This window comes from Streptomyces sp. NPDC021356, assembly GCF_040641015.1.
GTDB lineage: Bacteria > Actinomycetota > Actinomycetes > Streptomycetales > Streptomycetaceae > Streptomyces.
On the sequence record NZ_JBFACU010000037.1, the window covers coordinates 25,287 to 46,007 of the forward strand.

Sequence of the window (20,721 nt, forward strand, 5' to 3'; positions counted from 1 at the left end):
GGCTCGAAGACGGGGGCACCGGGCCTCCCGTCGCGACCGCACGGGGTGGGAGACACATGCCACAGGCCGCGGAAGCCGCGCGGACCGTCATCATGACCGTGGACGACGATCCGGGAGTCTCCCGTGCCGTCGCCCGTGATCTGCGACGGCGCTACGGCGAGTCGTACCGGATCGTGCGCGCGGAGTCCGGCGAGTCCGCGCTGGACGCCCTGCGCGAGCTGAAGCTGCGCGGCGACCTCGTCGCGGTGATCCTGGCCGACTACCGCATGCCGCACATGAACGGCATCGAGTTCCTGGAACAGGCCCTGGACGTCTACCCGGGCGCGCGCCGGGTGCTGCTGACCGCCTACGCGGACACCACCGCGGCGATCGACGCCATCAACGTCGTCGACCTGGACCACTACCTGCTCAAGCCGTGGGACCCGCCCGAGGAGAAGCTGTACCCGGTCCTGGACGACCTGCTCCAGGCGTGGCGGCACAGCGACCACCGGCCGGTGCCGAGCACGAAGGTCGTGGGGCACCGCTGGTCGGCGCGGTCCTCTCAGATACGCGAGTTCCTGGCCCGCAACCAGGTCCCCTACCGCTGGTACTCCTGCGACGAGCCCGAGGGGCAGCGGCTGCTGCGGGCGGCCGGGCAGGACGGCCGGCGGCTGCCGCTGGTGGTCACACCGGACGGCACACCGCTGGTCGAGCCGGAGGCGCCGGAGCTCGCGGCCCACGTGGGTCTGGCGACCACACCGGCGGCCGACTTCTACGACCTCGTCGTGATCGGCGGCGGTCCGGCCGGGCTGGGCGCGGCCGTGTACGGGGCCTCCGAGGGGCTGCGCACGGTCCTGGTGGAGCGTTCGGCGACCGGCGGGCAGGCCGGGCAGAGTTCCCGGATCGAGAACTACCTCGGTTTCCCGGACGGTGTCTCCGGCGCCCAGTTGACGGACCGGGCCCGCCGACAGGCCGCGAAGTTCGGCGCGGAGATCCTCACCGCGCGGGAGGTGACCGGTCTGGAGGTCAACGGCGCGGCCCGCACCGTGCGGTTCTCCGACGGGTCCGCGGTCGCCGCGCACAGCGTGATCCTGGCGACGGGGGTCTCCTACCGCCAGCTCCCGGCGACCGGAGCGCAGGACCTGACCGGCTGCGGCGTGTTCTACGGTTCGGCGCTGACCGAGGCGCCCGCCTGCCACGGTCAGGACGTGTACATCGTGGGCGGCGCCAACTCGGCCGGGCAGGCTGCGATGTACCTGTCACGGGGCGCCAAGTCGGTGACGCTGCTGGTGCGCGGGGCCTCGCTGGCCGCGTCGATGTCGCACTACCTCATCCAGCAGATAGAGGAGTCACCGAACATCTCGGTGCGCACGGGCACGGTCGTGGAGGCCGCGCACGGCACGGACCACCTGGAGCGGCTCACCCTGCGCGACCTGGCGAGCGGGCGCGGTGAACAGGTCGACGCGCAGTGGGTGTTCGTGTTCATCGGCGCCGCGCCGCTGACCGACTGGCTGGACGGCACGGTGCTGCGGGACGAGGGCGGGTTCATCCTGGCCGGGCCCGATCTCACGGCCGACGGCCGGCCGCCCGCGGGCTGGGAGCTGGACCGGCCGCCGTACCACCTGGAGACCAATGTGCCCGGCGTGTTCGTGGCGGGCGACGCCCGCGCCCAGTCCGCCAAGCGGGTCGCGTCCGCCGTCGGAGAGGGAGCCATGGCCGTGATGCTGGTCCACCGCTACCTGGAGCAGTCGTGAGCGGGCGCGTGATGCCGTGCAGCCCCCGGGAGATCGGCTCCCTGTTCCTGTTCGAGAAGCTGTCGGCCGAGCAGTTGGGCCGGCTGTGCAGCGACGGGCGGGTGGAGCGGTTCGAGCCGGGGCCGGTCTACACCGAGGGTGATCCGGCCACCTGCTTCTTCGTGATGCTCGAGGGTACGGTCGTGCTCTCCCGCCGGGTCGGCGACGACGACGTGGAGGTCGCCCGCACCTCGCAGCGCGGGGTGTACACGGGTGCGATGCAGGCGTACATCGGCGACCGGGTGCGGCAGGTGTACACCAACTCGATGCGTGTCACGGAGCCGACGCGGTTCTTCGTGCTGCCCGCGGACACGTTCGCGAGCATCATGCAGGAGTGGTTCCCGATGGCGGTGCACCTGCTGGAGGGGTTGTTCTTCGGGTCGAAGAACGCCCAGGCGGCCATCGGGCAGCGCGAACGGCTGCTGGCGCTGGGCTCGTTGTCCGCCGGTCTCACGCACGAGCTGAACAACCCGGCCGCGGCGGCCGTGCGGGCCACGGCGACGCTGCGCGAGCGGGTGGCGAAGATGCGCCACAAGCTCGCGGTCATCGCGGAGGGGCCCTTCACGCGCGAGCAGTTGGCGGACCTCATCGACATCCAGGAGCGCACGGCCGAGCGGGTGGCCAAGGCCCCCGTGCTCAGTCCGCTGGAGGCCAGCGACCGCGAGGACGCCCTGACCGACTGGCTGGACGACCACGGCGTCGGCAACGGCTGGCAGCTCGCGCCCGCGTTCGTGCAGGCCGGGCTGGACGTCGACTGGCTGGAGCAGGTGGCGGCGGCCGTCGGCGAGGACATCCTGCCGGGGGCCGTGGGGTGGCTCAACTACACGGTGGAGACGGAGCTGCTGATGGACGAGATCGCGGACTCCACCACCCGCGTCTCCCGCCTCGTCGACGCCGCCAAGCAGTACTCGCAGCTGGACCGGGCGCCCTACCAGGTCGCCGACGTGCACGAACTCCTCGACAGCACGCTGCTGATGCTGTCGGGCAAGACGGGCCCGCGGATCAGGGTCGTCAAGGAGTACGACCGGACGCTGCCGCGGATCCCGGCCTACCCGGCCGAGCTGAACCAGGTGTGGACCAACCTGATCGACAACGCGGTCTCGGCCATGGACGGCACGGGCGGCGAGGGCACCCTGACGGTGCGCACGGCGCTCGACGGCGAGCGGCTGCTGGTCGAGTTCCGGGACACCGGACCCGGGGTGCCGCCGGAGATCCGCGGCCGCATCTTCGACCCGTTCTTCACCACCAAGCCGGTGGGCCAGGGCACCGGCCTCGGGCTGGACATCTCCTGGCGGATCGTGGTCAACAAGCACCACGGCAGCCTCGCGGTGGAGTCGGTGCCGGGTGACACGCGCTTCAAGGTCCTGCTGCCGCTGACCGCGACGGACGGCGACGGCACGGCACTGGGTCCCACCCCCGAGGAGGCGGTATGAACGACGACGACCGCGAGGACGGCTTCATCGACCCGGCCGCAGCGCCGAGCGGGCCGGGCTGCGTCGAGTGCGAGGCGGCCGGCGGCTGGTGGTTCCACCTGCGGCGCTGTGCGCTGTGCGGGCACGTCGGCTGCTGCGACGACTCCCCCGGCAAGCACGCCGGCGCCCACTACCGGGCCACGGGGCACCCGGTGATCCGCAGCTACGAGCCGGGCGAGGAGTGGTTCTGGAACTTCGCGACTCAGGAGCTGTACGACTCCGGTCCGCCGCTGGCGCCCCCGGCCGCCCACCCGGCCGACCAGCCGGTGCCGGGCCCGGTGGGACGGGTCCCGCACGACTGGGCGCGGACCCTGCGCTGAGCGGCGGCCGGCGGGGCCCTGCGGGACGCAGGATGCCCCGCCGGGGGCGGGGCATCCAGGTCACGGGTCCGGGGGTCCGTCAGGGACGGGCCACCGGGGTGTTGGCGGCGGTGACGTTGACCGCCGCCCAGGCCGAGTCCACCGTGCGGTACTCGGTGCTGTTCGCGCCGTAGAGGTCCTTGGCCGCCTGCAGCGTCGCGACGCGCGCGTCGTGGAAGTCGGTCGTGGAGACCATGTAGCGGGTCAGCGCCCGGTAGAAGATCGCGGTGGCCTTGGTGCGGCCGATGCCGCGCACCGACAGTCCGCCGTAGGTCGGCGAGTCGTAGGCCACGCCGCCGATCGTCTTGCGGCCGCTGCCCTCCGCGAGCAGGTAGTACGCGTGCGAGGAGACCCCGGAACCGGCGTGCACCTCGGTGTAGTACACCGACGGCGACCAGTAGTCGATCGCGCCCTCGAGGGTGTCGAGGGAGGGGTGGTCGAGGCGGCGCAGGAACTTCTGGGCCAGGCCCAGCTTCTCGCCGAGGAGGTAGTTCGGCGGGTTCTTCGGGTTGTCGGCGAAGAACTCGACGTTGGAGCCGAAGATGTCGGCGAGCGACTCGTTCAGCGACCCCGGCTCGCCGTACTGGTTGCCGGCGGCGTCCACCCGGGTGGGCTCCAGCCGGGCGGTGGAGTCCACGACTCCGTGGGTCAGTTCGTGGCCGGTGACGTCGAGGGCGACGAGCGGCTTCTTGAACATCTGGCCGTCGCCGTCGCCGTACAGCATGCAGTCGCACGTCGGGTCCCAGAACGCGTTCGCGATCCCGTTGCCGAAGTGCACCATGGCCTTGGCGCCCTTGGAGTTGTTCTCGATGCCCTTGCGGCCGAACGTCTTCTTGTAGAAGTCCAGCGTCTTGCTGATGCCGTACTGGGCGTCGACGGCGGCGGTGACGCGGTTGGAGACGGCGCCGTTGCCCCACTTGTTGTTCGTGCTGGTGATCTTCGTGCCGCGCGCGAAGCTCACCTGCAGCTGGTTCCTGGCGTCCCGGGTCTCCGTGCCGTAGCGCGTGGGGTCGGCCAGCACGAAGCCGGTCCGGGCCGTCTGCGTGGTGGTCAGGGCGACCGGGCCGACGAACAGGGACGCGCCGCTGCCCGTGGTGGTGCGCGGGTAGCGGCCGGAGGAGAGGGAGGTGCGGCCGAGCGAGTCGAGCGAGCCGGGCGGCGGGACGCTGCCCCTCGTCGGCAGGGTTCCGCTCTGGCGGCTCAGGGTGGCGCGCAGTTTCGGCGACAGGAACTCGTCGCTGTCGGGTGTGTTGCTGCGCACCTTGCCGGTGACGGCGTCGATGACGACCGTCCGCGAGCGGGCTCCCTCGGTGGTGGCGCTGTCGGTGACGTGGACCTGGTAGGCGAGCGCCGGGGCGCCGCCGCGGGCGTCCACCACGAGCTGGGCGGTGCCCGCCTCGCCCTTGGCCGTGGAGGCGGCCTTGGCGGCGGCCTGCGCGGGCGTCACCGCGGCGCGGGTGGTGGCGGGCTCGACCGTCCGGTCGGAGGCCCGGGTGACACCGGTGTACGCCAGGTTCCGGTTCAGGTGGACGACGAGGTCGCCGCCGAGCACCGTCATGCCCCGGTGGGCGCGGACGAAGCGGACGTGCCGGGCGCCCTCGGGGTCGATCATCACGTCCTGGGCGCGCAGTTCGTCCCCCTGGACGACGCCGGTCGCCGACGCGTGGGCGAAGGCGGCGGCACGGGCGGCACTCACCACCGTGGCGGTGGAGGTGCTGACGGCCGACACCGTGCGGCCCGGCCCCTTGGCGGGGGCGGCCACTGCCGGGCCGGCCAGGCCCGTGACGGTCGTCGTCGCGGCGACGGCGACCGCCACGTTGCGTATGTGGGGTCTGTGCACTCTTGAGGGTTCCTTCGGTGGTGAAGGCGGCCGGGATCACCAACCGCCCCGACGCATGGCGCGATCGCGCCATGAGGGCCGGTCGGGCCCCGGAAAGAAACCCTTGTGGGCAAGCCATGCACATGTAAAGCACGAATGATCCATTCCGTGCCGCCCAGGGCAATCCTTTGCCAATCCAGTCCCACTCGGTGATCAACGAGTGATCGGTGAGTGACCAACTGTGTGTCGTACGGGGAGATGTGACGCGATACGAGATGGTTGCCTCGATCGAATGTGATCAATCTCGCAACGGCCCCCACGCCGACGGAGACGGGAGCGGACACGTATGGCCTCACGCACGACGTGCACGAGCGCGGTGCTCGGATCGCTGGTACTGACCCTGCTCACCGGGCCGGCGCGGGCGGCGGACGGCGCCCCGAGGACGCCGGCGCCGGACACCCCCGCGCTCCCGGCCCGCGCCGCCTCCGCGCTCCCGGCCCGCGGTGCCCCGGCGGCCCACGAACTGCCCGCCCCGGACACCGCGGCGCTGGACGGCCTCCTGCGCACCGCGCTCACCCGGGGCGCGCCCGGTGCGATGGCCCGGGTCGACGACCACCGCACGGCCTACGACGACCACGCCACCGTCCACCAGGCGACCGAGGGGAGTGCCGACCGCGGTGACGCGCGGGCGATGGACACCGCCGACCGCTTCCGCATCGGCAGCGTCACCAAGACGTTCACCGCCGTCGTCCTGCTGCAACTGGCCGCCGAGGGCCGGGTGCGGCTCGACACCTCCGTCGACCACTACCTGCCGGGGCTGCTGCCCGACGACCGGATCACGGTGCGCCACGTGCTGGGCCACCGCAGCGGCCTGTACGACTACACCGAGGACCTCTTCGCCGCCACGGCCTTGGGCTTCGAGGCCGTGCGCACCCAGGTCTTCACCTACCGCCAGCTGCTGGACCGGTCCCTGCGCCACCCGCGCACCCACGCGCCCGGCGCCGCCTACGCCTACTCCAACACCAACTACGTCGTCGCCGGCCTGCTCGTCGAGAAGCTGACGGGCCACCCGGTGCGCACCGAGTACGAGAACCGCATCATCAAGCCCCTGAAACTGAGCGACACCTTCTACGTCCACCCCGACACGCAGATCCCCGGCCGCCACGCCCACGGCTACCTCACGCCGGACGAGGCGAAGGGCGCCCTGGTGGACGCCACCGACCAGACGGCGTCGTGGGCGCAGAGCGCGGGCGCGCTCATCTCCTCCACCCGCGACCTGAACACCTTCTTCTCCGCGCTGCTGGGCGGCCGGCTGCTGCCCGCCGCCCAGCTGACCGAGATGGAACGCTGGAACCCCGCGGGCACCGCCCAGGCCTACGGGCTCGGACTGCGCCGCCGCGACCTGTCCTGCGGGATCTCGGTGTACGGGCACACCGGGGCGGTGCAGGGCTTCTACACCTACGCCTTCACCAGCAAGGACGGACTGCGCAGCCTGGCCGCGGTCGCCAACACCTCCAACAACGGCGCGGTGCACGAGACGATGCTGGCCACCCTGGAGGCCGCGTTCTGCGGCAGGAAGACCGCCGCGCGCGCCGCCGCCCCGGCGCCGCGGAGGGCCTCGGTGCACGACCTCGCACGGTGAGCCGGCCCGCGATCTTGGCGGAATCGGTCCTTCCGGGCCAGGATGCCCCCATGAAGGGTGATCTCTTTTCCAGTGAGCACGTGGTGCGGCCCGCGACCGCACCGGGCATGTACGTCGAGAACGCCAAGTGCGTCAGATACGTGGTGAACGGCGAGATGCTGGCCCGCCAGGGCGCCATGGTGGCCTGGCGCGGCAGTCTCCAGTTCGAACGCAAGGGCCAGGGCGTGGGCGGCATGCTCAAGCGCGCGGTCACCGGGGAGGGGCTGGCGCTGATGTCGGTGCGCGGACAGGGCGAGGCCTGGTTCGCGCACGAGGCGCAGAACTGCTTCATCGTGCAGGTCGACCCGGGCGACGAGTTCACCGTCAACGGCCGCAACGTACTGTGCTTCGACGCGACGTTGTCGTACGAGATCAAGACGGTCAAGGGGTCGGGCATCGCGGGGGGCGGGCTGTTCAACAGCGTCTTCACCGGGCAGGGCCGGCTCGCTCTGGCGTGCGAGGGCAACCCGCTGGTCATACCGGTCACGCCCGACCAGCCGGTGTACGTCGACACGGACGCGGTCGTCGGCTGGACCGCCCGCCTGCAGACGTCGCTGCACCGCTCGCAGTCCATCGGCTCGATGCTGCGCGGCGGCTCCGGCGAGGCGGTGCAGCTGATGCTCCAGGGCGAGGGCCACGTCGTCGTCCGCCCCAGCGAGGCGACCCCGCAGAAGGCCCAGCAGCACTGAGGACCGAATCGCCGGACATGTGTTGACCTGCGGGGCCCCGGCGGGTGAGGCTCGGGGTGGCGCGGACCCCCGCCCCGCGCCGGGAGGATGAACCGCCTTGATCGGCATCTCGCAGATCGAAACCACGGCCGAACGGATCGCCGGTCATCTCGTGCGCACTCCGACCGTGCCGAGCCCCGGCCTGTCCGCGCTGCTCGGCGTCCCGGTGACCGCGAAACTGGAGCTGCTCCAGCGCACCGGCTCGTTCAAGGCGCGCGGCGCGACGGCGAAGCTGCTCTCGCTCGACGAGGCGGAGCGGGCGGCGGGCGTGGTGGCGGTCAGCGGCGGCAACCACGGCATCGCGCTTGCTGTGATGGCCGCTGCCCTCCAGGTGAAGGCCACCGTCGTCATGCCCCGCACGGCACCGGCCCGGTCCCTGAGGATCGCGGAGGAGACGGGCGCGTCGCTGCATCTGACCGACGGCATGGACGAAGCCTTCGCGACGGCGGCGCGGCTGCGCGACGAGGGGCTCACCCTCGTCCATCCCTTCGACGACCCGGTCGTGATCGCGGGGCAGGGCACCGTGGGACTGGAGTTCGCCCAGGACGCCGGTCCGCTCACGGACGTGCTCGTGAGCGTCGGGGGCGGCGGGCTGATCGCGGGCGTCGCCGCGGCGCTGCGCGCACTCCGCCCCGGGGTACGGGTGTGGGGTGTGGAGACCGAGGGCGCCCAGGCCATGTCGCAGGCGCTCGCGGCGGGCGGCCCGGTGGCGGTCGACCTCTCCTCGATCGTCACCACGCTGAGCGCCCCGTCGGTCTCGCAGCTGACGTACGAGCACGCCCGCGACCTGGTCGAGGAGGTGCTCGTGGTGCCGGACCGGGCCGCCGTCCAGGGCGTGCTCGACCTCGCCGAGCACGCCAAGGTGTGGACGGAGCCCGCGGCCGGCTGTCTGCTGCCGGCCGCCCACCTGGTGCGGGAGCGGGTCGGTGCCGACGCCCGGCTGGGGCTGGTGGTGTGCGGCGGCAACGCGTCGGCCACCGACATCGCTCAGTGGGCGGACCGGTTCGGGCTGCATCGATAGGGCCGTTTCCGGGGGCGCCGGCCGGGGACTCGGCCACCATGGTGCAAATCGGATACACGATGATGACCGAGCAGGCCGGTCCGCGTGAGCTGGTGGACCACGTGGTGCGGGCCGAGGAGGTCGGCTTCGACTTCTCGGTCATCTCGGACCACTACTTCCCGTGGCTGCGTGCGCAGGGTCACGCGCCGTACGCGTGGAGCGTGCTGGGGGCGGCGGCTCAGGCGACCTCGCGGATCCCGCTGATGACGTACGTGACCTGCCCGACCTTCCGCTACCACCCGGCGATCGTGGCGCAGAAGGCGGCGACGGTGCAGTTGCTGGCGCAGGGCAGGTTCCGGCTCGGACTGGGGTCGGGCGAGAACCTCAACGAGCATGTCGTGGGCGGCGGCTGGCCCTCGGTGGACGTGCGCCACGAGCGTCTCGAAGAGGCCGTCGAGATCATCCGGGCGCTGTTCCAGGGCGGGCATGTCACCCGGCACGGCGCGCACTTCGACGTGGAGTCGGCCCGGCTGTGGGACCTGCCGGACGAGCCGCCGCCCATCGGCATCGCGGTCTCCGGCGAGCAGTCCTGCAGGCTCGCCGGGCACCTCGCCGACCTGGTCATCGCCACCGAGCCGAAGGCGGGGCTGCTGGAGGCCTTCGACCGGCACGGCGGCGAGGGCAAACCCCGGGTGGGACAACTGCCCGTCTGCTACGACACCGACCGGGACGCGGCGATCGGGCGTGCGCACGAGCAGTTCCGCTGGTTCGGCAGCGGCTGGAAGGTCAACTCCGAGCTGCCGCACCCGGACTCGTTCGACGCGGCGACCCAGTTCGTCACCCGGGACGACGTCGCCGAGTCGATCCCGTGCGGCGACGATCCGGAGGCGTTCGTGGAGGCCGTACGTCCCTACGCGGAGGCCGGATTCACGGAGGTCGCGCTGGTCCAGATCGGCGGCCGGTCGCAGGAGCCGTTCCTGGACTGGTCGGCGAAGGCCCTGCTGCCGGCTCTGCGGGACGCCTTCGGCTGAGCCCCCCGGCGCACTCGCCGGGAGGTCCCGGGGGGCCGGCCGGCGCTCAGCGGGACGTGTGGCGGCGCCTGGCCCACAGCGGCAGCACGAACCAGCACAGCAGGTACCAGCCGACGACCGGCGCGACCAGCCACGGCACCAGCCCGTCGTGCGTGGCCACCCGGAGGATGAGCAGCAGCGAGGCGGTCATGGTGGCCAGCAGCAGCACCAGGCCGACGAAGGTCATCCGGGACGCCCAGCGGACCGCCTGGGGCTTGACCCGGCGCCCGGAGACCAGGCGGTGCAGGGAGACCGGGCCGATGAGCGCGCCGGTCGCGGCGGCGCCCAGGACGACCGTCACGATGTAGATGGTTCGGTCGGCGGGGGCGAGCGTCGCGTACTTGGGCTGGAACACCACGGTGAGCAGGAAGCCGAAGAGGATCTGGACCCCGGTCTGGGCGACCCGCACCTCCTGGATCAGCTCCACCCACATGCGGTCGGCCCGCTCCTCCTGTGTCTCGTCGCGTCCCCGGCGCCGCCGTTCCTCCGCCGCCCGCTCCGTCGCCATCGCACCGCCTCCCGGATCCGTGGCCCAGCCCCTCGACGGGCCGGGCTCATCCCTCGCGTGTGCCCCGCAAGGCGGGAAACCTGCCGCACGGTCCGGCACGCCGGGCGCCCGGACGGCGGTGGGCGGCCGGCGCGTCTACCAGCGGCTCTCCACCTGGTCCTGGATCCGCCGCTCGTAGAGGTCGCGGATCGCGGCCACCGTCTCCTCGGGCAGCGGCGGCAGCTTGCCGACGGCGGCGTTGGCGCGGGCCTGCCGCGCCGAGCGGGCCCCCGGGATGACGGTGGTGACGCCGGGCTGCTGGATGATCCAGCGCAGGGCCAGCTGGGCCGGGGTGCAGCCCTCGGGGGCGAGCGCGGCGAACTCGGCCGCGGCCTCCACACCGGTGGCGAAGTCCACCCCGGAGAAGGTCTCGCCCTGGTCGAACGCCTCTCCGTGCCGGTTGTAGGTGCGGTGGTCGTCGGCCGGGAAGACGGTGTCCTTGGTGTATTTGCCCGAGAGCAGGCCGGAGGCGAGCGGCACCCGCGCGATGATGCCGACGCCCGCCTCCCGCGCGGCGGGCAGCACCTCGCGCAGCGGCTTCATGCGGAACGGGTTGAGGATGATCTGCACGCCGGCCACGTTCGGCCGCGCGATCGCCGTCAGCGCCTCGGCGCAGGTCTCCACACTGACGCCGTAGGCGGCGATCCGCTCCTCCTCGACGAGGGTGTCGAGCGCGTCGAAGACCGCGTCCGTGGAGTACACGGACGTCGGCGGGCAGTGCAGCTGCACGAGGTCGATGCGGTCGACGCCGAGGTTGCGGCGGGAGCGGTCGTTCCAGGCACGGAAGTTGTCCAGGACGTAGTGCTCGGGGATCTGCTCGACACGCCGGCCCATCTTTGTCGCGACGAGCACGTGCAGGTCGGGGCGGCTGCTGAGGAAGGTGGCGATGGTCTGCTCGCTGCGCCCGTCGCCGTAGACGTCCGCGGTGTCGAAGAAGGTCACGCCCGCCTCGGCGGCGGCCTCCAGTACGGCGAGGGCTTCCTTGTCGTCGACCTCGCCCCAGTCGGCGCCCAGTTGCCAGGTGCCGAGGCCGACGACCGAGGCGTGCTGGCCGGACCTGCCGAATTCACGTTCGTTCATGCCGTCAGTCTGTCACCCGGCGCCCGCCGGGACGGCGTTCGCGCGGCCCGCGCAGGCCGACAGCGGCACGGCGGCCGGCGGCACGGCGGACCGAGGGGTTCAGCAGGCGTGTGGTTCAGCGGGCCTGTGAGCGGGCCTGCACCGTCCGGGCGACCCTCGGTCCGAGCCACCGCTTCAGCCGTCGCGCCACCGCGAGCCGGCCGGCCGCCTTGTCGATGCCGTAGTAGAGCTGCGGCGGGACGTAGGGCAGCAGCGGTGAGTGGCGCTGGCCGAGCAGCGCGAACATGCGGTGCGGGGGCAGGTGGATGTAGCGGGGCAGGTTCTCGTACCACTGGGCGCTGTGCCGGGCCGCGCTCTGGACGGGCAGCAGGGCGAAGCGGCGTTCACGCTCGTAGGCGGCGAGGGCCGGGCGGAGGCCGGCGTGTGCGCGCAGGGCGCCGGCCAGGCAGATCGCGTCCTCCAGCGCGAGGGTGGTGCCGGCACCGACCGAGTAGTGCGTGGTGTGGGCGGCGTCGCCGAGCAGGACCAGGCCGTCGCGGTACCAGGTGCGGTTCGTGAGGGTGCGGAAGGTGAGCCACGGCGCGCTGCCCGCACCCGCCGAGCGGCCGATGAGCGGGTGCCCGTCGAGCACCCCGGCGAAGACCTTCTCCAGCAGCGCCGACGTGCCGGCCTCGTCGAGCCGGTCGAGCCCCAGGCCGGTGAAGGTCTGGGCGGAGCACTCGACGACGCAGGTGCTGTGCGCGTCGTCGTACGCGTAGCCGTAGCACCAGATCCAGCCGTGGCCGGTCTCGACGAAGGCGAAGGTGAAGGCGTCGAAGACCTTCGTGGTGCCGAGCCAGAGGTAGCGGTTGCGGCCGAGGTGGGTGCGGGTGCCGAAGTGCGCGGCGTGCCGGGTGCGCAGCGCGCTGTGCACGCCGTCCGCGGCGACCACGAGGTCGGCGGCGGGCAGGTCGTCGGCGGTGACCTCGCTCTCGAACTCCACCCGTACGCCCAGGGCGCGGGCCCGGTCGGCGAGGATCTCCAGGAGCCGGTGCCTGCCGATGCCGAAGCCCTCGTCGCCTCGGTGACGGGTCGTCAGGTCTCCGACGCGGGCGACGCCGTCGCGCCAGCGGACGGAGTGCGCCCGCACGGCAGCCGCCGACTCGGGGTCGTGGGTGTGCAGCAGGTCGAGCAGTCCCTGCCAGTACGTGACGCCCCAGCCGTAGGTCGAGCCCTCGGGGTTGCGTTCGTGGACGGTGATGTCGTGGGACGGGTCCTGCCGCTTGAGCAGGATGGAGAGGTACAGGCCGGCGGGCCCGCCGCCGACGCAGGCGACCTTCACGCACACCCCTGAGGCTACCGAGAGCGGTCGATGGGCAACGAAGAGTAACAGAACACGTGCCTCTCGCCACGCACTGTCACTGCCACTGCCGCCCGTGCTCCCGCTTGTCGTGGGGCAGGCCTGTCCCACGACGTGGGCCCGGGCCGGTCAGGCCTCGGCCGTGCGGCACTCCGGGTGGCCCCAGCCCTGGGCGTTCTTGGCGATGGACTCGCCGGCGGCGTAGGAGCGACCGCACAGGCAGCGGCCGGGGAACTTCGCCTTGATCGTGCGCGAGGAGGCGGAGGAGGCGGTGGCGCCGGTGCGGCGGGGGGCCTTGCGGCGCGGCGCGGCGGCCTTGGGGGTGTCGGGCGAGGGCGGGGGTTCCGGTGAGCCGAGTGCGCTGCCGGCCGGTTCCTGCACGCGGGCGGCCTGGCTGGCGGCGCGGTCGGCGAAGTCGTTGAGCGGGTCGCCGTCCACCTGGTGGGCGGGGACGTAGCGGAAGTCGACGGAGCGGCCGTCGAGCAGTTCGTCGATCCGCACGACGAGTTCCTGGTTGGCCACGGGTTTGCCCGCGGCCGTCTTCCAGCCGTTGCGCTTCCAGCCCGGCAGCCAGGTGGTGACGGCCTTCATCGCGTACTGGGAGTCCATGCGGACCTCGAGCGGTGTGTCCGGGTCGGTCGCCGAGAGGAGCCGTTCCAGGGCGGTCAGCTCGGCGACGTTGTTGGTCGCGGTGCCGAGGGCACCGGCCTCCCAGCGGGCCGCGGTCCCGGTGTCGTCCGAGACCACCCACGCCCAGCCCGCCGGACCCGGATTCCCCTTCGAGGCCCCGTCGCAGGCGGCCACCACTCGTTCACGCATGGGCTCGATGATGCCACGGCCCGGCCGGTGCCCGTGCCCTCGCCCGACGGACCCCTACAAGACGTCCTCGACCTGCGGTTTCTCCCCCTTTGTGGTGGTGATGTCGATCACGGAGAAGTGGGCGCCCTGCGGGTCGCCGAGCACCGCCGTCCGGCCGAAGGGGCTGTCCGCCGGGCCGTAGCGCACCACGCCGCCCAGGCGGGTGGCGGCGGCGGCCGCGGCGTCGCAGTCGGCCACCATGAAGTACACGTTGAGGTACGAGGGCACCTCGGGCGGGAAGTCGCCGGTCATGCGCATCCGGCCGAGCACCGTCTCGTCGCCGAGGTCGAACGTGCGGAAGTCGATGGCGTCGTCCTGGAGCTGCTTGGCGGTGTAGCCGAAGACCGAGGTGAGGAAGGTGTCCGCCGCCCCGGGCTCGCGGGTGAGGAGTTCGGCCCAGCAGTAGGCGCCGGGGACCCCGGTGGCCTCGAACCCTTCGTGGGTGCCGCCCTGCCACACGCCGAACACGGCGCCGCTGGGCTCGCGCGCCAGGCACATGGTGCCGAAGTCGCCGACCCGCATCGGCTCCATGAGCACCTCGCCGCCGTGGTCGCGGATGCGGCGCGCGGTGGCCGCCGCGTCGGGCGAGGCGAAGTACAGGCACCACTGGGACTGCCCCTCCTGCCCGGGCATCGGCGGTACGACGGCCGCGACCGCCTTGCCGTCCACGTAGGCCTCGGTGTAGTTGCCGTACTGCGAGGACGACTCGCCGAAGGTCCAGCCGAGGACCTCGCCGTAGAAGGTCTTGGCCTGCTCGACGTCGGTGAACATCGCATCGGCCCAGCAGGGTGTTCCCTCAGGTCGTACCGCCATGGCTGCGGCCCTCTTCCGGTCGGTGGCTCGTCCGCATGCTCACGCTAGCCACACGCGCGCACCGGCGCGCGGCGGGAAGCGGCCGCCTCAGAGCGCGCGCAGGCCCCGGTCGGCGAAAGCGATCAGCCACTCGAAGCTCTCGTCGACGTCGGCGCTCCACTGGAAGCCGCCCGCCGACTGCAGGGTGGCGAAGCCGTGGCAGAGGCTACGGAGCATGCGCAGGGCGTGGTCCACGTCGGACTCCGCAACGGTGTAGCCGCGCAGGACCGCCATGAACGCGTCGAGCAGCCGCCGGCCGGAGGCAGCCAGGGGATCGTCCGGGCCGGACGGTTCCACGCCGATCGTCGCGGCGTACCGGCCGGGGTGCTCCAGGACGAAGGCGCGGAAGGCGCGTGCCGCGGCGGCCAGGGCGTCGCGGCCCGCGCGGCCCTGGACCGCGCTGCCGACGGCGTCGGCGGCCTGGCCGAGCGCCAGGGCGGCGATCCGCCGGTTGAGGTCCTCCTGGCCGCCTACGTGCTTGTAGAGGGAGGGAGTGCGTACGCCGAGCCGTTCGGCCAGCAGGCCCATCGTCAGGCGGGCGAGGCCCACCTCGTCGGCGACGGCGGCGCCGGCCGCGACGACGGCCGCCGGGTCCAGTCCGGCCCTAGGCACGGGCCGCCTCCGTCCCGAGGAAGGCGAGCACGAGCGAGAGCACCTGGTCGGGGAACTGGTCGTGCGGGTAGTGCCCGGCGCCTTCGATCATCTCCAGGCGGCCGATGCCGGCGGGCAGGGCGTCGACGATCGCGGAGCCCTCGGCGTGCGGGTCGGCCCAGTCGGGGTCGAGGGTGCCCATCACGACCAGGACCGGACGGCGGACCTCGCCCAGGCACGCTCCCGCGTCGGCCGGGTCGGTGCGGCCCATGCGCTGCATGGCCTTCATCCGGCCCGGCTCGCGCAGCAGGGTCTCGAAACGGCCGAGCCGCTCGGCCCAGTCGGCCGGCTTGACGCCGGGGTAGGCGGTGTCGAGGTAGGAGCGCCACAGCGGCACGCTGCCGAACACGCCCGCGCCGAGCAGCCGCAGCATGCCCTGCCGGAACCGCTTCACCCGCAGGTCGCCGAGGCGGATCGACTGCTTGCGGGTGAAGGGCGCCAGTTCGACGACGCCGGTGACCAGCGAGGGTTCCCGGGCGGCGGCGATGGTGGCGGCGCCGCCGGAGATCGAGTGGCCGACGAGCACGGCCGGGCCGCCCAGGTGGCGGACGACGGCGAGCAGGTCGCCGGCGATGGCGGTGCGGCTCCAGTCCTGGAAGGCGGTGCCGGACTCCCCGCAGCCGCGCAGATCGACCGCGGCGACCCGGTGGCCGGCGGCGACCAGGGGCGGGATCAAGGCGCGGTAGGCGGCCCGGCTGTCGCCCATGCCGTGCGCGAGGACGACCAGCGGGCCGGATCCCGCCACCTCGTAAGCGATCGTGCCGCCGTCGACGGCCAGGTACTCGGTCATGACGCCCTCCTTGGCTAACCTCGTTAGCCAAAAGCTAATGCCATTAACCAAGCCTGTCAACGCCTGCCGGATGACCGGCCCACTCCCCCGGACAGGTGGGCCGGCCGCGCGGCCGGCCGCTACTCGCCCGCGTAGGCCCTTTTCAGCGCGGCGATGTCGAGCTTGCCCATCGCGAGCATCGCCCGGGTGGTGCGGGCCGCCTTCTGCGGGTCGGCGTCGTTGATCATGTCGATCAGCTCGTCCGGGACGACCTGCCAGGACACGCCGTACCTGTCCTTGAGCCAGCCGCAGGGGCCCGGCTCGCCGCCGTTGTCCGTGAGCCGGGCCCAGTAGTGGTCGACCTCCTTCTGGTCCGCGCAGTGGATCTGGAAGGAGATCGACTCGTTGAACGTGAACTGCGGACCGCCGTTCAGCGCGATGAACCGGTGGCCGTTCGCCGTGAACTCCACGGTGACCACCGACCCGGCGGGGCCGGGCCCGGCCTCGTTGGAGCGGCCGATCCGCCCGATGCTGGAGTCCTTGAAGATCGAGACGTAGTAGTGGGCGGCCTCCTCGGCCGTGCCGTCGAACCAGAGGCAGGTGGTGAATCCCTGGGTGGCCACGGGGTCCTCCTTGGGTGTGGGACGCGGTCTTCCGTGTCGACCGGTCCGCGCGGTCACCTGTATCGACCGGGCCGCGCCGCGGAACTCATCGCTCGGCCGTGAATCAAATTCCGGCACCCCCCCGCGACCAGCCCCCCTAGCATCCCGTCCATGACGACCCCACCGCCCGCCGACGGCATCCGGCCCTTCCGGCTCGACGTCCCGCAGAGCGCCCTCGACGACCTGAACGACCGCCTCGACCGCACCCGCTGGCCCGACGAACTGCCCGGCGCGGGCTGGGACCACGGGGTGCCCGCCGGCTACCTGCGCGAGCTGGTCCGCCACTGGCGGCACGCGTACGACTGGCGGGCGGCCGAGGCACGGCTGAACCAGTGGCCGCAGTTCACCACCACGATCGACGGCGCGAACATCCACTTCGCGCACGTCCGCTCCCCCGAGCCCGACGCCACCCCGCTGATCGTCACCCACGGCTGGCCGGGTTCGGTCGTCGAGTTCCTGGACGTCGTGGGACCGCTGGCGGACCCGGCCGCGCACGGCGGCGACCCGGCGGACGCGTTCCACGTCGTGGTGCCGAGCATCCCGGGCTTCGGCCTGTCCGGGCCGACGGCCGACCGCGGGTGGGAGGCGGGCCGGGTCGCCGACGCCTGGGCCGAGCTGATGCGGCGCCTGGGCTACGAGCGGTTCGGCGCGCAGGGCGGCGACTGGGGCGCGGCGATCTCGCGGGAGCTGGGCCGGGCCCACCCCGGCCGGGTGATCGGCGTCCACCTCAACCTGCTGCCGGGGGCGCAGCAGGCCACCGAGCCGACCGACGCGGAGCTGGCCGCGCTCGACCCGGCCGAACGCGAGCGCACGCTCACCTCCTGGCGCCGCTGGGCGGCCTGGGAACGGGACGGCGCCGCCTACGCCCACCTGAACGCCTCCCGCCCGCAGACCCTGGCCTACGCGCTCACCGACTCACCCGTCGGCCAACTCGCCTGGATCGTCGAGAAGTTCCGTGAGTGGACGGACTGCGAGGAGTTGCCGGAGGAGGCGGTCGACCGGGACCGGATGCTCACGGACGTGATGCTGTACTGGCTGACCGGCACGGCCGCCTCGGCCGCCCACATCTACTACGAGCGGGCCCACGCCCGCACCGGCCGGGCCGCCGCGCCCGCCGAGCCGTCGACCGCGCCGACCGCCCTCGCCGTCTTCCCCGCCGAGCTCCAGGTCCCGCTTCGGCACCGCGCGGAGCGCACGGAGAACATCGTGCGCTGGACCGAGTTCGACCGGGGCGGCCACTTCGCGGCGATGGAGGAGCCGGACCTGCTGGTCGGGGACGTACGGGCGTTCTTCCGGCAGCTGCGCGCCCGGGGCTGAGGCCACGGGCCGGGCCCCCTGGGCGACTCGGGTGCTCAGGGGTGCTCGGGGGTCCTCCGGGTTTCTCTGCCCGTGGCAGATCTGCCACGGGCAGAGAAACCGTCCGGCGCGGCCGTGCGCGGCCGACAGTGGAGCCGACGGCATCCACGCCACGACATCCACGCCACGACGAGGAGACCCGATGACCGCACTCACCGCTTGGCCGGCGCGCGCCGAGGAGGGCGAGACGCCGCCCAGCCGCTTCGACGACCACCTGGCGAGCCTGCTGCTCGCGCAGCGGATCGTGTTCCTGGGCACGCAGGTCGACGAGGTGTCGGCCAACCGCGTGTGCGCCCAGTTGCTGCTGCTGTCGGCCGAGGACCCGCGCGCCGACATCAGCCTGTACATCAACAGCCCCGGCGGGTCCGTCAGCGCCGGGCTCGCCATCTACGACACGATGCGTCTCATCCCGAACGACGTGTCCACGCTGGCCATGGGGTTCGCCGCGAGCATGGGCCAGTTCCTGCTCACGGTGGGCACGCACGGCAAGCGGTTCGCGCTGCCGCACGCGCGGATCATGATGCACCAGCCTTCGGCGGGCATCGGCGGCACCACCGCGGACATCGAGATCCAGGCGCAGAACCTGGAGCACACGAAACGGACCATCGAACGGCTCACCGCCCAGCACACCGGGCAGAGCGAGGAAACGGTCTCGCGGGACGGCGACCGGGACCGCTGGTTCACCGCTGAACAGGCCAGGGAGTACGGGATGGTGGACCAGGTGGTGGAGTCGCTGACCGACGTCCGCCCGGCCGCCTCGCGCCGACGGATGGGGTTGTGACATGGGGTCGTACACGGTTCCGTACGTGATCGAGCGGACCGCCCAGGGCGAGCGGTCCTACGACGTGTTCAGCAGGCTGCTGAACGAGCGGATCATCTTCCTCGGCACGGAGATCGACGACGGTGTCGCCAACGTCGTCATCGCGCAGCTGCTCCACCTGGAGTCGGCCAACCCCGAGCAGGAGGTCGCCGTCTACCTGAACTCGCCGGGTGGTTCCTACACCTCGCTGATGGCGATCTACGACACCATGACGTTCGTGCGGTCGCCGATCTCCACGTTCTGCGTGGGCCAGGCCGCCTCCACGGCGGCGGTGCTGCTGGCCGGCGGGGACCCGGGGCGGCGGTTCGTGCTGGAGCACTCGCGAGTGCTGCTGGGACAGCCGGCCAGCGGCGGCCGGCAGGGGACGGTCTCCGACCTGGCGCTCCAGGCCAAGGAGATGGTCCGCATCCGTTCCCAGGTCGAGGAGGTGCTGGCCCGGCACACCGGTCACGACGCCGCGTCCCTGCGCGCCGACATGGACCGCGACAAGGTGTTCACCGCCCGCGAGGCGGTGGCGTACGGGCTCGCCGACGAGGTGTTGAGCCGGCGCCTCCTGACGGTCTGAGACGCCGGCCCGTGAGCCGGTGTCAGGCGGCGAGGCACAGCCCGTCGAAGCGGGAGGCGGTCGCGGGCGAGGCCGACGGCGCCGAGGACAGCGAGGACAGGGACGGGGCGGTCGTGCCCCGGCCGCGGCCGGCGGTGAGCGCGGTGACCCGCGTCAGCTCGCCCTGGGTCAGGGCCAGCAGGTCGGCGAGTCCCAGGCCGAGCGCCTGGGCGGCGGCCGCGAGGACCTCCGAGGAGGCCTCCTTGCGGCCGCGCTCGATCTCCGACAGGTAGGGCATGGAGATCCGCGCCGCGTCGGCGACATCCTTGAGCGTGCGCTCCTGGGCGAGCCGCTCGCGGCGCAGGACGTCGCCCACGAGGTCGCGCCAGAGGGGTTCGCGCGCGGGGGCGGTCCGGCCGGCGGGAGCGCCCGCGGCCGGGCGGCCCGCGGCCGGGCGGCCCGGGGCCGGCCGACCGGCGGCCGGGTGTCCAGGGGCCGGGTGGCCGGAAGCCGGGTGTCCAGCGGCCGGGTGGCCGGAAGCCGGATGGCCTGAAGAGGGGTGTCCCTGGGGGGAGTGGGCGGACGCTGGGCGCGCGGCCTGCGGGCGCAGCGGGATGACGCGGGCTTGGTTCGGCGCTTGGTTGCTCACCTCCTCAGCCTAGGAGCCGTGCGCGCCCGCGTCAGGGGGCGGCATTCCGCCCTGGGTGAAGCAGCGGGGCCGTAACCGGCAAAAAAGAACGAAAGCGACACAGGGGCAGCGGCGGCGAGGTACGCGGCGCCTGGGTCAGTCGCCTCCGAGGAGCACCAGCGCGCGCACCCGCTTGCCCACCGGCACCCGTTCCGCGCCGACCTCGGCCGCGAGGGCGTACACGATCTCCAGACCGTGCCTGCCGATCCGCTCGGGATCGCGCGGGTAGCGCAGCGGCAGTGCGGCACTGCTGTCGTACACGCACACGCGCACCTCGGTGTCCGTGCCCTCCAGTTCGAGGATGTACGGGCCCTGGCTGTGCCGGTCGGCGTTGGTGACCAGTTCGCTCACGACCAGGAGCAGTGCTTCTTCCGAGCGGCGCCCTATCCCGGCGCACCACTCGGTCCTGAGCTGGTCGAGGAAGCGCGCGGCGAAGGAGCGCGCGTCGGCGATGCAGCCGGGTTCTCCGGTGTAGTGGGCCGCGCGCCGCAGCGGTTCCACGGGGATGTCGAAACCAGTGGGTATCACTGCCCCGCCCGGGTCATCGATCATGCGTTTCTCTCTCGGAAGCCGGTACGACCGGACGCTACTGCATCAGTGCTGTTACCCAGTACCGCGCCCGCCAGTCCCCCCGGTGGGGCGGCCGGTGCGGCG

General features: G+C 72.8%; 21 protein-coding genes. 10 read left to right on the top strand and 11 right to left on the bottom strand.

What is annotated here, in order from left to right:
- Positions 1–56: 56 nt before the first annotated feature.
- Genes AB0G56_RS34675 through AB0G56_RS34685 form a run of 3 tightly spaced genes read left to right on the top strand, consistent with a single transcriptional unit; the run spans position 57 to position 3,564 of the window.
- Positions 57–1,733 (top strand): FAD-dependent oxidoreductase, encoded by a 1,677-nt coding sequence (locus AB0G56_RS34675; RefSeq protein ID WP_360977727.1) that lies wholly within the window; start codon positions 57–59, stop codon positions 1,731–1,733.
- Complete coding sequence (locus AB0G56_RS34680) at positions 1,730–3,205, top strand: ATP-binding protein (RefSeq protein WP_360977730.1); 1,476 nt, start codon at positions 1,730–1,732, stop codon at positions 3,203–3,205. Before AB0G56_RS34675 ends, AB0G56_RS34680 begins: the two co-directional genes overlap by 4 nt.
- Positions 3,202–3,564 carry a UBP-type zinc finger domain-containing protein gene (locus AB0G56_RS34685; protein ID WP_360977733.1) on the top strand — a complete coding sequence of 121 codons (363 nt, stop codon included), beginning with the start codon at positions 3,202–3,204 and terminating at the stop codon, positions 3,562–3,564. Before AB0G56_RS34680 ends, AB0G56_RS34685 begins: the two co-directional genes overlap by 4 nt.
- A 79-nt stretch (positions 3,565–3,643) precedes the next feature.
- Here AB0G56_RS34685 and AB0G56_RS34690 read toward each other — a convergent pair whose 3' ends face one another.
- Positions 3,644–5,443 carry a M4 family metallopeptidase gene (locus AB0G56_RS34690; protein WP_360977736.1) on the bottom strand — a complete coding sequence of 600 codons (1,800 nt, stop codon included), beginning with the start codon at positions 5,441–5,443 and terminating at the stop codon, positions 3,644–3,646.
- A gap of 325 nt (positions 5,444–5,768) precedes the next feature.
- On the opposite strand from AB0G56_RS34690, the gene AB0G56_RS34695 reads away from it, so the two are divergent.
- The 4 genes from AB0G56_RS34695 (at position 5,769) to AB0G56_RS34710 (ending at position 9,862) form a co-directional block, all read left to right on the top strand.
- Positions 5,769–7,064, top strand: coding sequence for a serine hydrolase (locus AB0G56_RS34695; RefSeq protein ID WP_360977739.1), 1,296 nt, complete (start codon positions 5,769–5,771; stop codon positions 7,062–7,064).
- A 50-nt stretch (positions 7,065–7,114) separates the two neighbouring features.
- On the top strand, positions 7,115–7,792 hold the full coding sequence (locus tag AB0G56_RS34700) for an AIM24 family protein (RefSeq protein ID WP_360977742.1): 678 nt from the start codon (positions 7,115–7,117) through the stop codon (positions 7,790–7,792).
- A 97-nt stretch (positions 7,793–7,889) separates the two neighbouring features.
- Complete coding sequence (locus AB0G56_RS34705) at positions 7,890–8,852, top strand: threonine/serine dehydratase (RefSeq protein ID WP_360977745.1); 963 nt, start codon at positions 7,890–7,892, stop codon at positions 8,850–8,852.
- A gap of 38 nt (positions 8,853–8,890) precedes the next feature.
- Positions 8,891–9,862 (top strand): LLM class F420-dependent oxidoreductase, encoded by a 972-nt coding sequence (locus AB0G56_RS34710; RefSeq protein ID WP_360977748.1) that lies wholly within the window; start codon positions 8,891–8,893, stop codon positions 9,860–9,862.
- 46 nt (positions 9,863–9,908) lie between these two features.
- Here the strand turns inward: AB0G56_RS34710 and AB0G56_RS34715 are convergent, their stop codons facing one another.
- The 8 genes from AB0G56_RS34715 to AB0G56_RS34750 form a co-directional block, all read right to left on the bottom strand.
- Positions 9,909–10,409: a DUF6328 family protein gene (locus AB0G56_RS34715; protein WP_360977751.1), complete on the bottom strand. Its 501-nt coding sequence runs from the start codon at positions 10,407–10,409 to the stop codon at positions 9,909–9,911.
- A gap of 135 nt (positions 10,410–10,544) precedes the next feature.
- Complete coding sequence (locus tag AB0G56_RS34720; protein ID WP_360977754.1) at positions 10,545–11,528, bottom strand: aldo/keto reductase; 984 nt, start codon at positions 11,526–11,528, stop codon at positions 10,545–10,547.
- 115 nt (positions 11,529–11,643) lie between these two features.
- Positions 11,644–12,855 (bottom strand): FAD-dependent monooxygenase, encoded by a 1,212-nt coding sequence (locus tag AB0G56_RS34725; RefSeq protein WP_360977757.1) that lies wholly within the window; start codon positions 12,853–12,855, stop codon positions 11,644–11,646.
- Positions 12,856–12,996: 141 nt separating this feature from the next.
- Positions 12,997–13,698, bottom strand: a complete 702-nt coding sequence (locus tag AB0G56_RS34730; protein WP_360977881.1) for a ribonuclease H — start codon at positions 13,696–13,698, stop codon at positions 12,997–12,999.
- Positions 13,699–13,740: 42 nt separating this feature from the next.
- Positions 13,741–14,538 (bottom strand): VOC family protein, encoded by a 798-nt coding sequence (locus tag AB0G56_RS34735; RefSeq protein ID WP_360977759.1) that lies wholly within the window; start codon positions 14,536–14,538, stop codon positions 13,741–13,743.
- Positions 14,539–14,625: 87 nt separating this feature from the next.
- Positions 14,626–15,105, bottom strand: a complete 480-nt coding sequence (locus AB0G56_RS34740; RefSeq protein WP_360977884.1) for a TetR-like C-terminal domain-containing protein — start codon at positions 15,103–15,105, stop codon at positions 14,626–14,628.
- Positions 15,106–15,181: 76 nt separating this feature from the next.
- Positions 15,182–16,018, bottom strand: a complete 837-nt coding sequence (locus AB0G56_RS34745) for an alpha/beta hydrolase (protein WP_360977762.1) — start codon at positions 16,016–16,018, stop codon at positions 15,182–15,184.
- A gap of 119 nt (positions 16,019–16,137) precedes the next feature.
- Positions 16,138–16,620, bottom strand: a complete 483-nt coding sequence (locus AB0G56_RS34750) for a VOC family protein (protein WP_360977765.1) — start codon at positions 16,618–16,620, stop codon at positions 16,138–16,140.
- Between the two features lie 150 nt (positions 16,621–16,770).
- Here AB0G56_RS34750 and AB0G56_RS34755 point away from each other — a divergent pair, with 150 nt between their 5' ends.
- The 3 genes from AB0G56_RS34755 (at position 16,771) to AB0G56_RS34765 (ending at position 19,400) form a co-directional block, all read left to right on the top strand.
- Complete coding sequence (locus AB0G56_RS34755) at positions 16,771–17,976, top strand: epoxide hydrolase family protein (protein WP_360977768.1); 1,206 nt, start codon at positions 16,771–16,773, stop codon at positions 17,974–17,976.
- Positions 17,977–18,157: 181 nt separating this feature from the next.
- Entirely contained in the window at positions 18,158–18,796 is a 639-nt protein-coding gene (locus AB0G56_RS34760) for an ATP-dependent Clp protease proteolytic subunit (RefSeq protein WP_360977771.1), read from the top strand.
- A gap of 1 nt (position 18,797) precedes the next feature.
- Positions 18,798–19,400, top strand: coding sequence for an ATP-dependent Clp protease proteolytic subunit (locus AB0G56_RS34765; protein ID WP_360977774.1), 603 nt, complete (start codon positions 18,798–18,800; stop codon positions 19,398–19,400).
- Between the two features lie 22 nt (positions 19,401–19,422).
- Here the strand turns inward: AB0G56_RS34765 and AB0G56_RS34770 are convergent, their stop codons facing one another.
- Positions 19,423–20,028: a helix-turn-helix transcriptional regulator gene (locus AB0G56_RS34770; RefSeq protein WP_360977777.1), complete on the bottom strand. Its 606-nt coding sequence runs from the start codon at positions 20,026–20,028 to the stop codon at positions 19,423–19,425.
- Between the two features lie 135 nt (positions 20,029–20,163).
- Positions 20,164–20,619 (bottom strand): ATP-binding protein, encoded by a 456-nt coding sequence (locus AB0G56_RS34775; RefSeq protein ID WP_360977780.1) that lies wholly within the window; start codon positions 20,617–20,619, stop codon positions 20,164–20,166.
- Between the last annotated feature and the right edge of the window lie 102 nt (positions 20,620–20,721).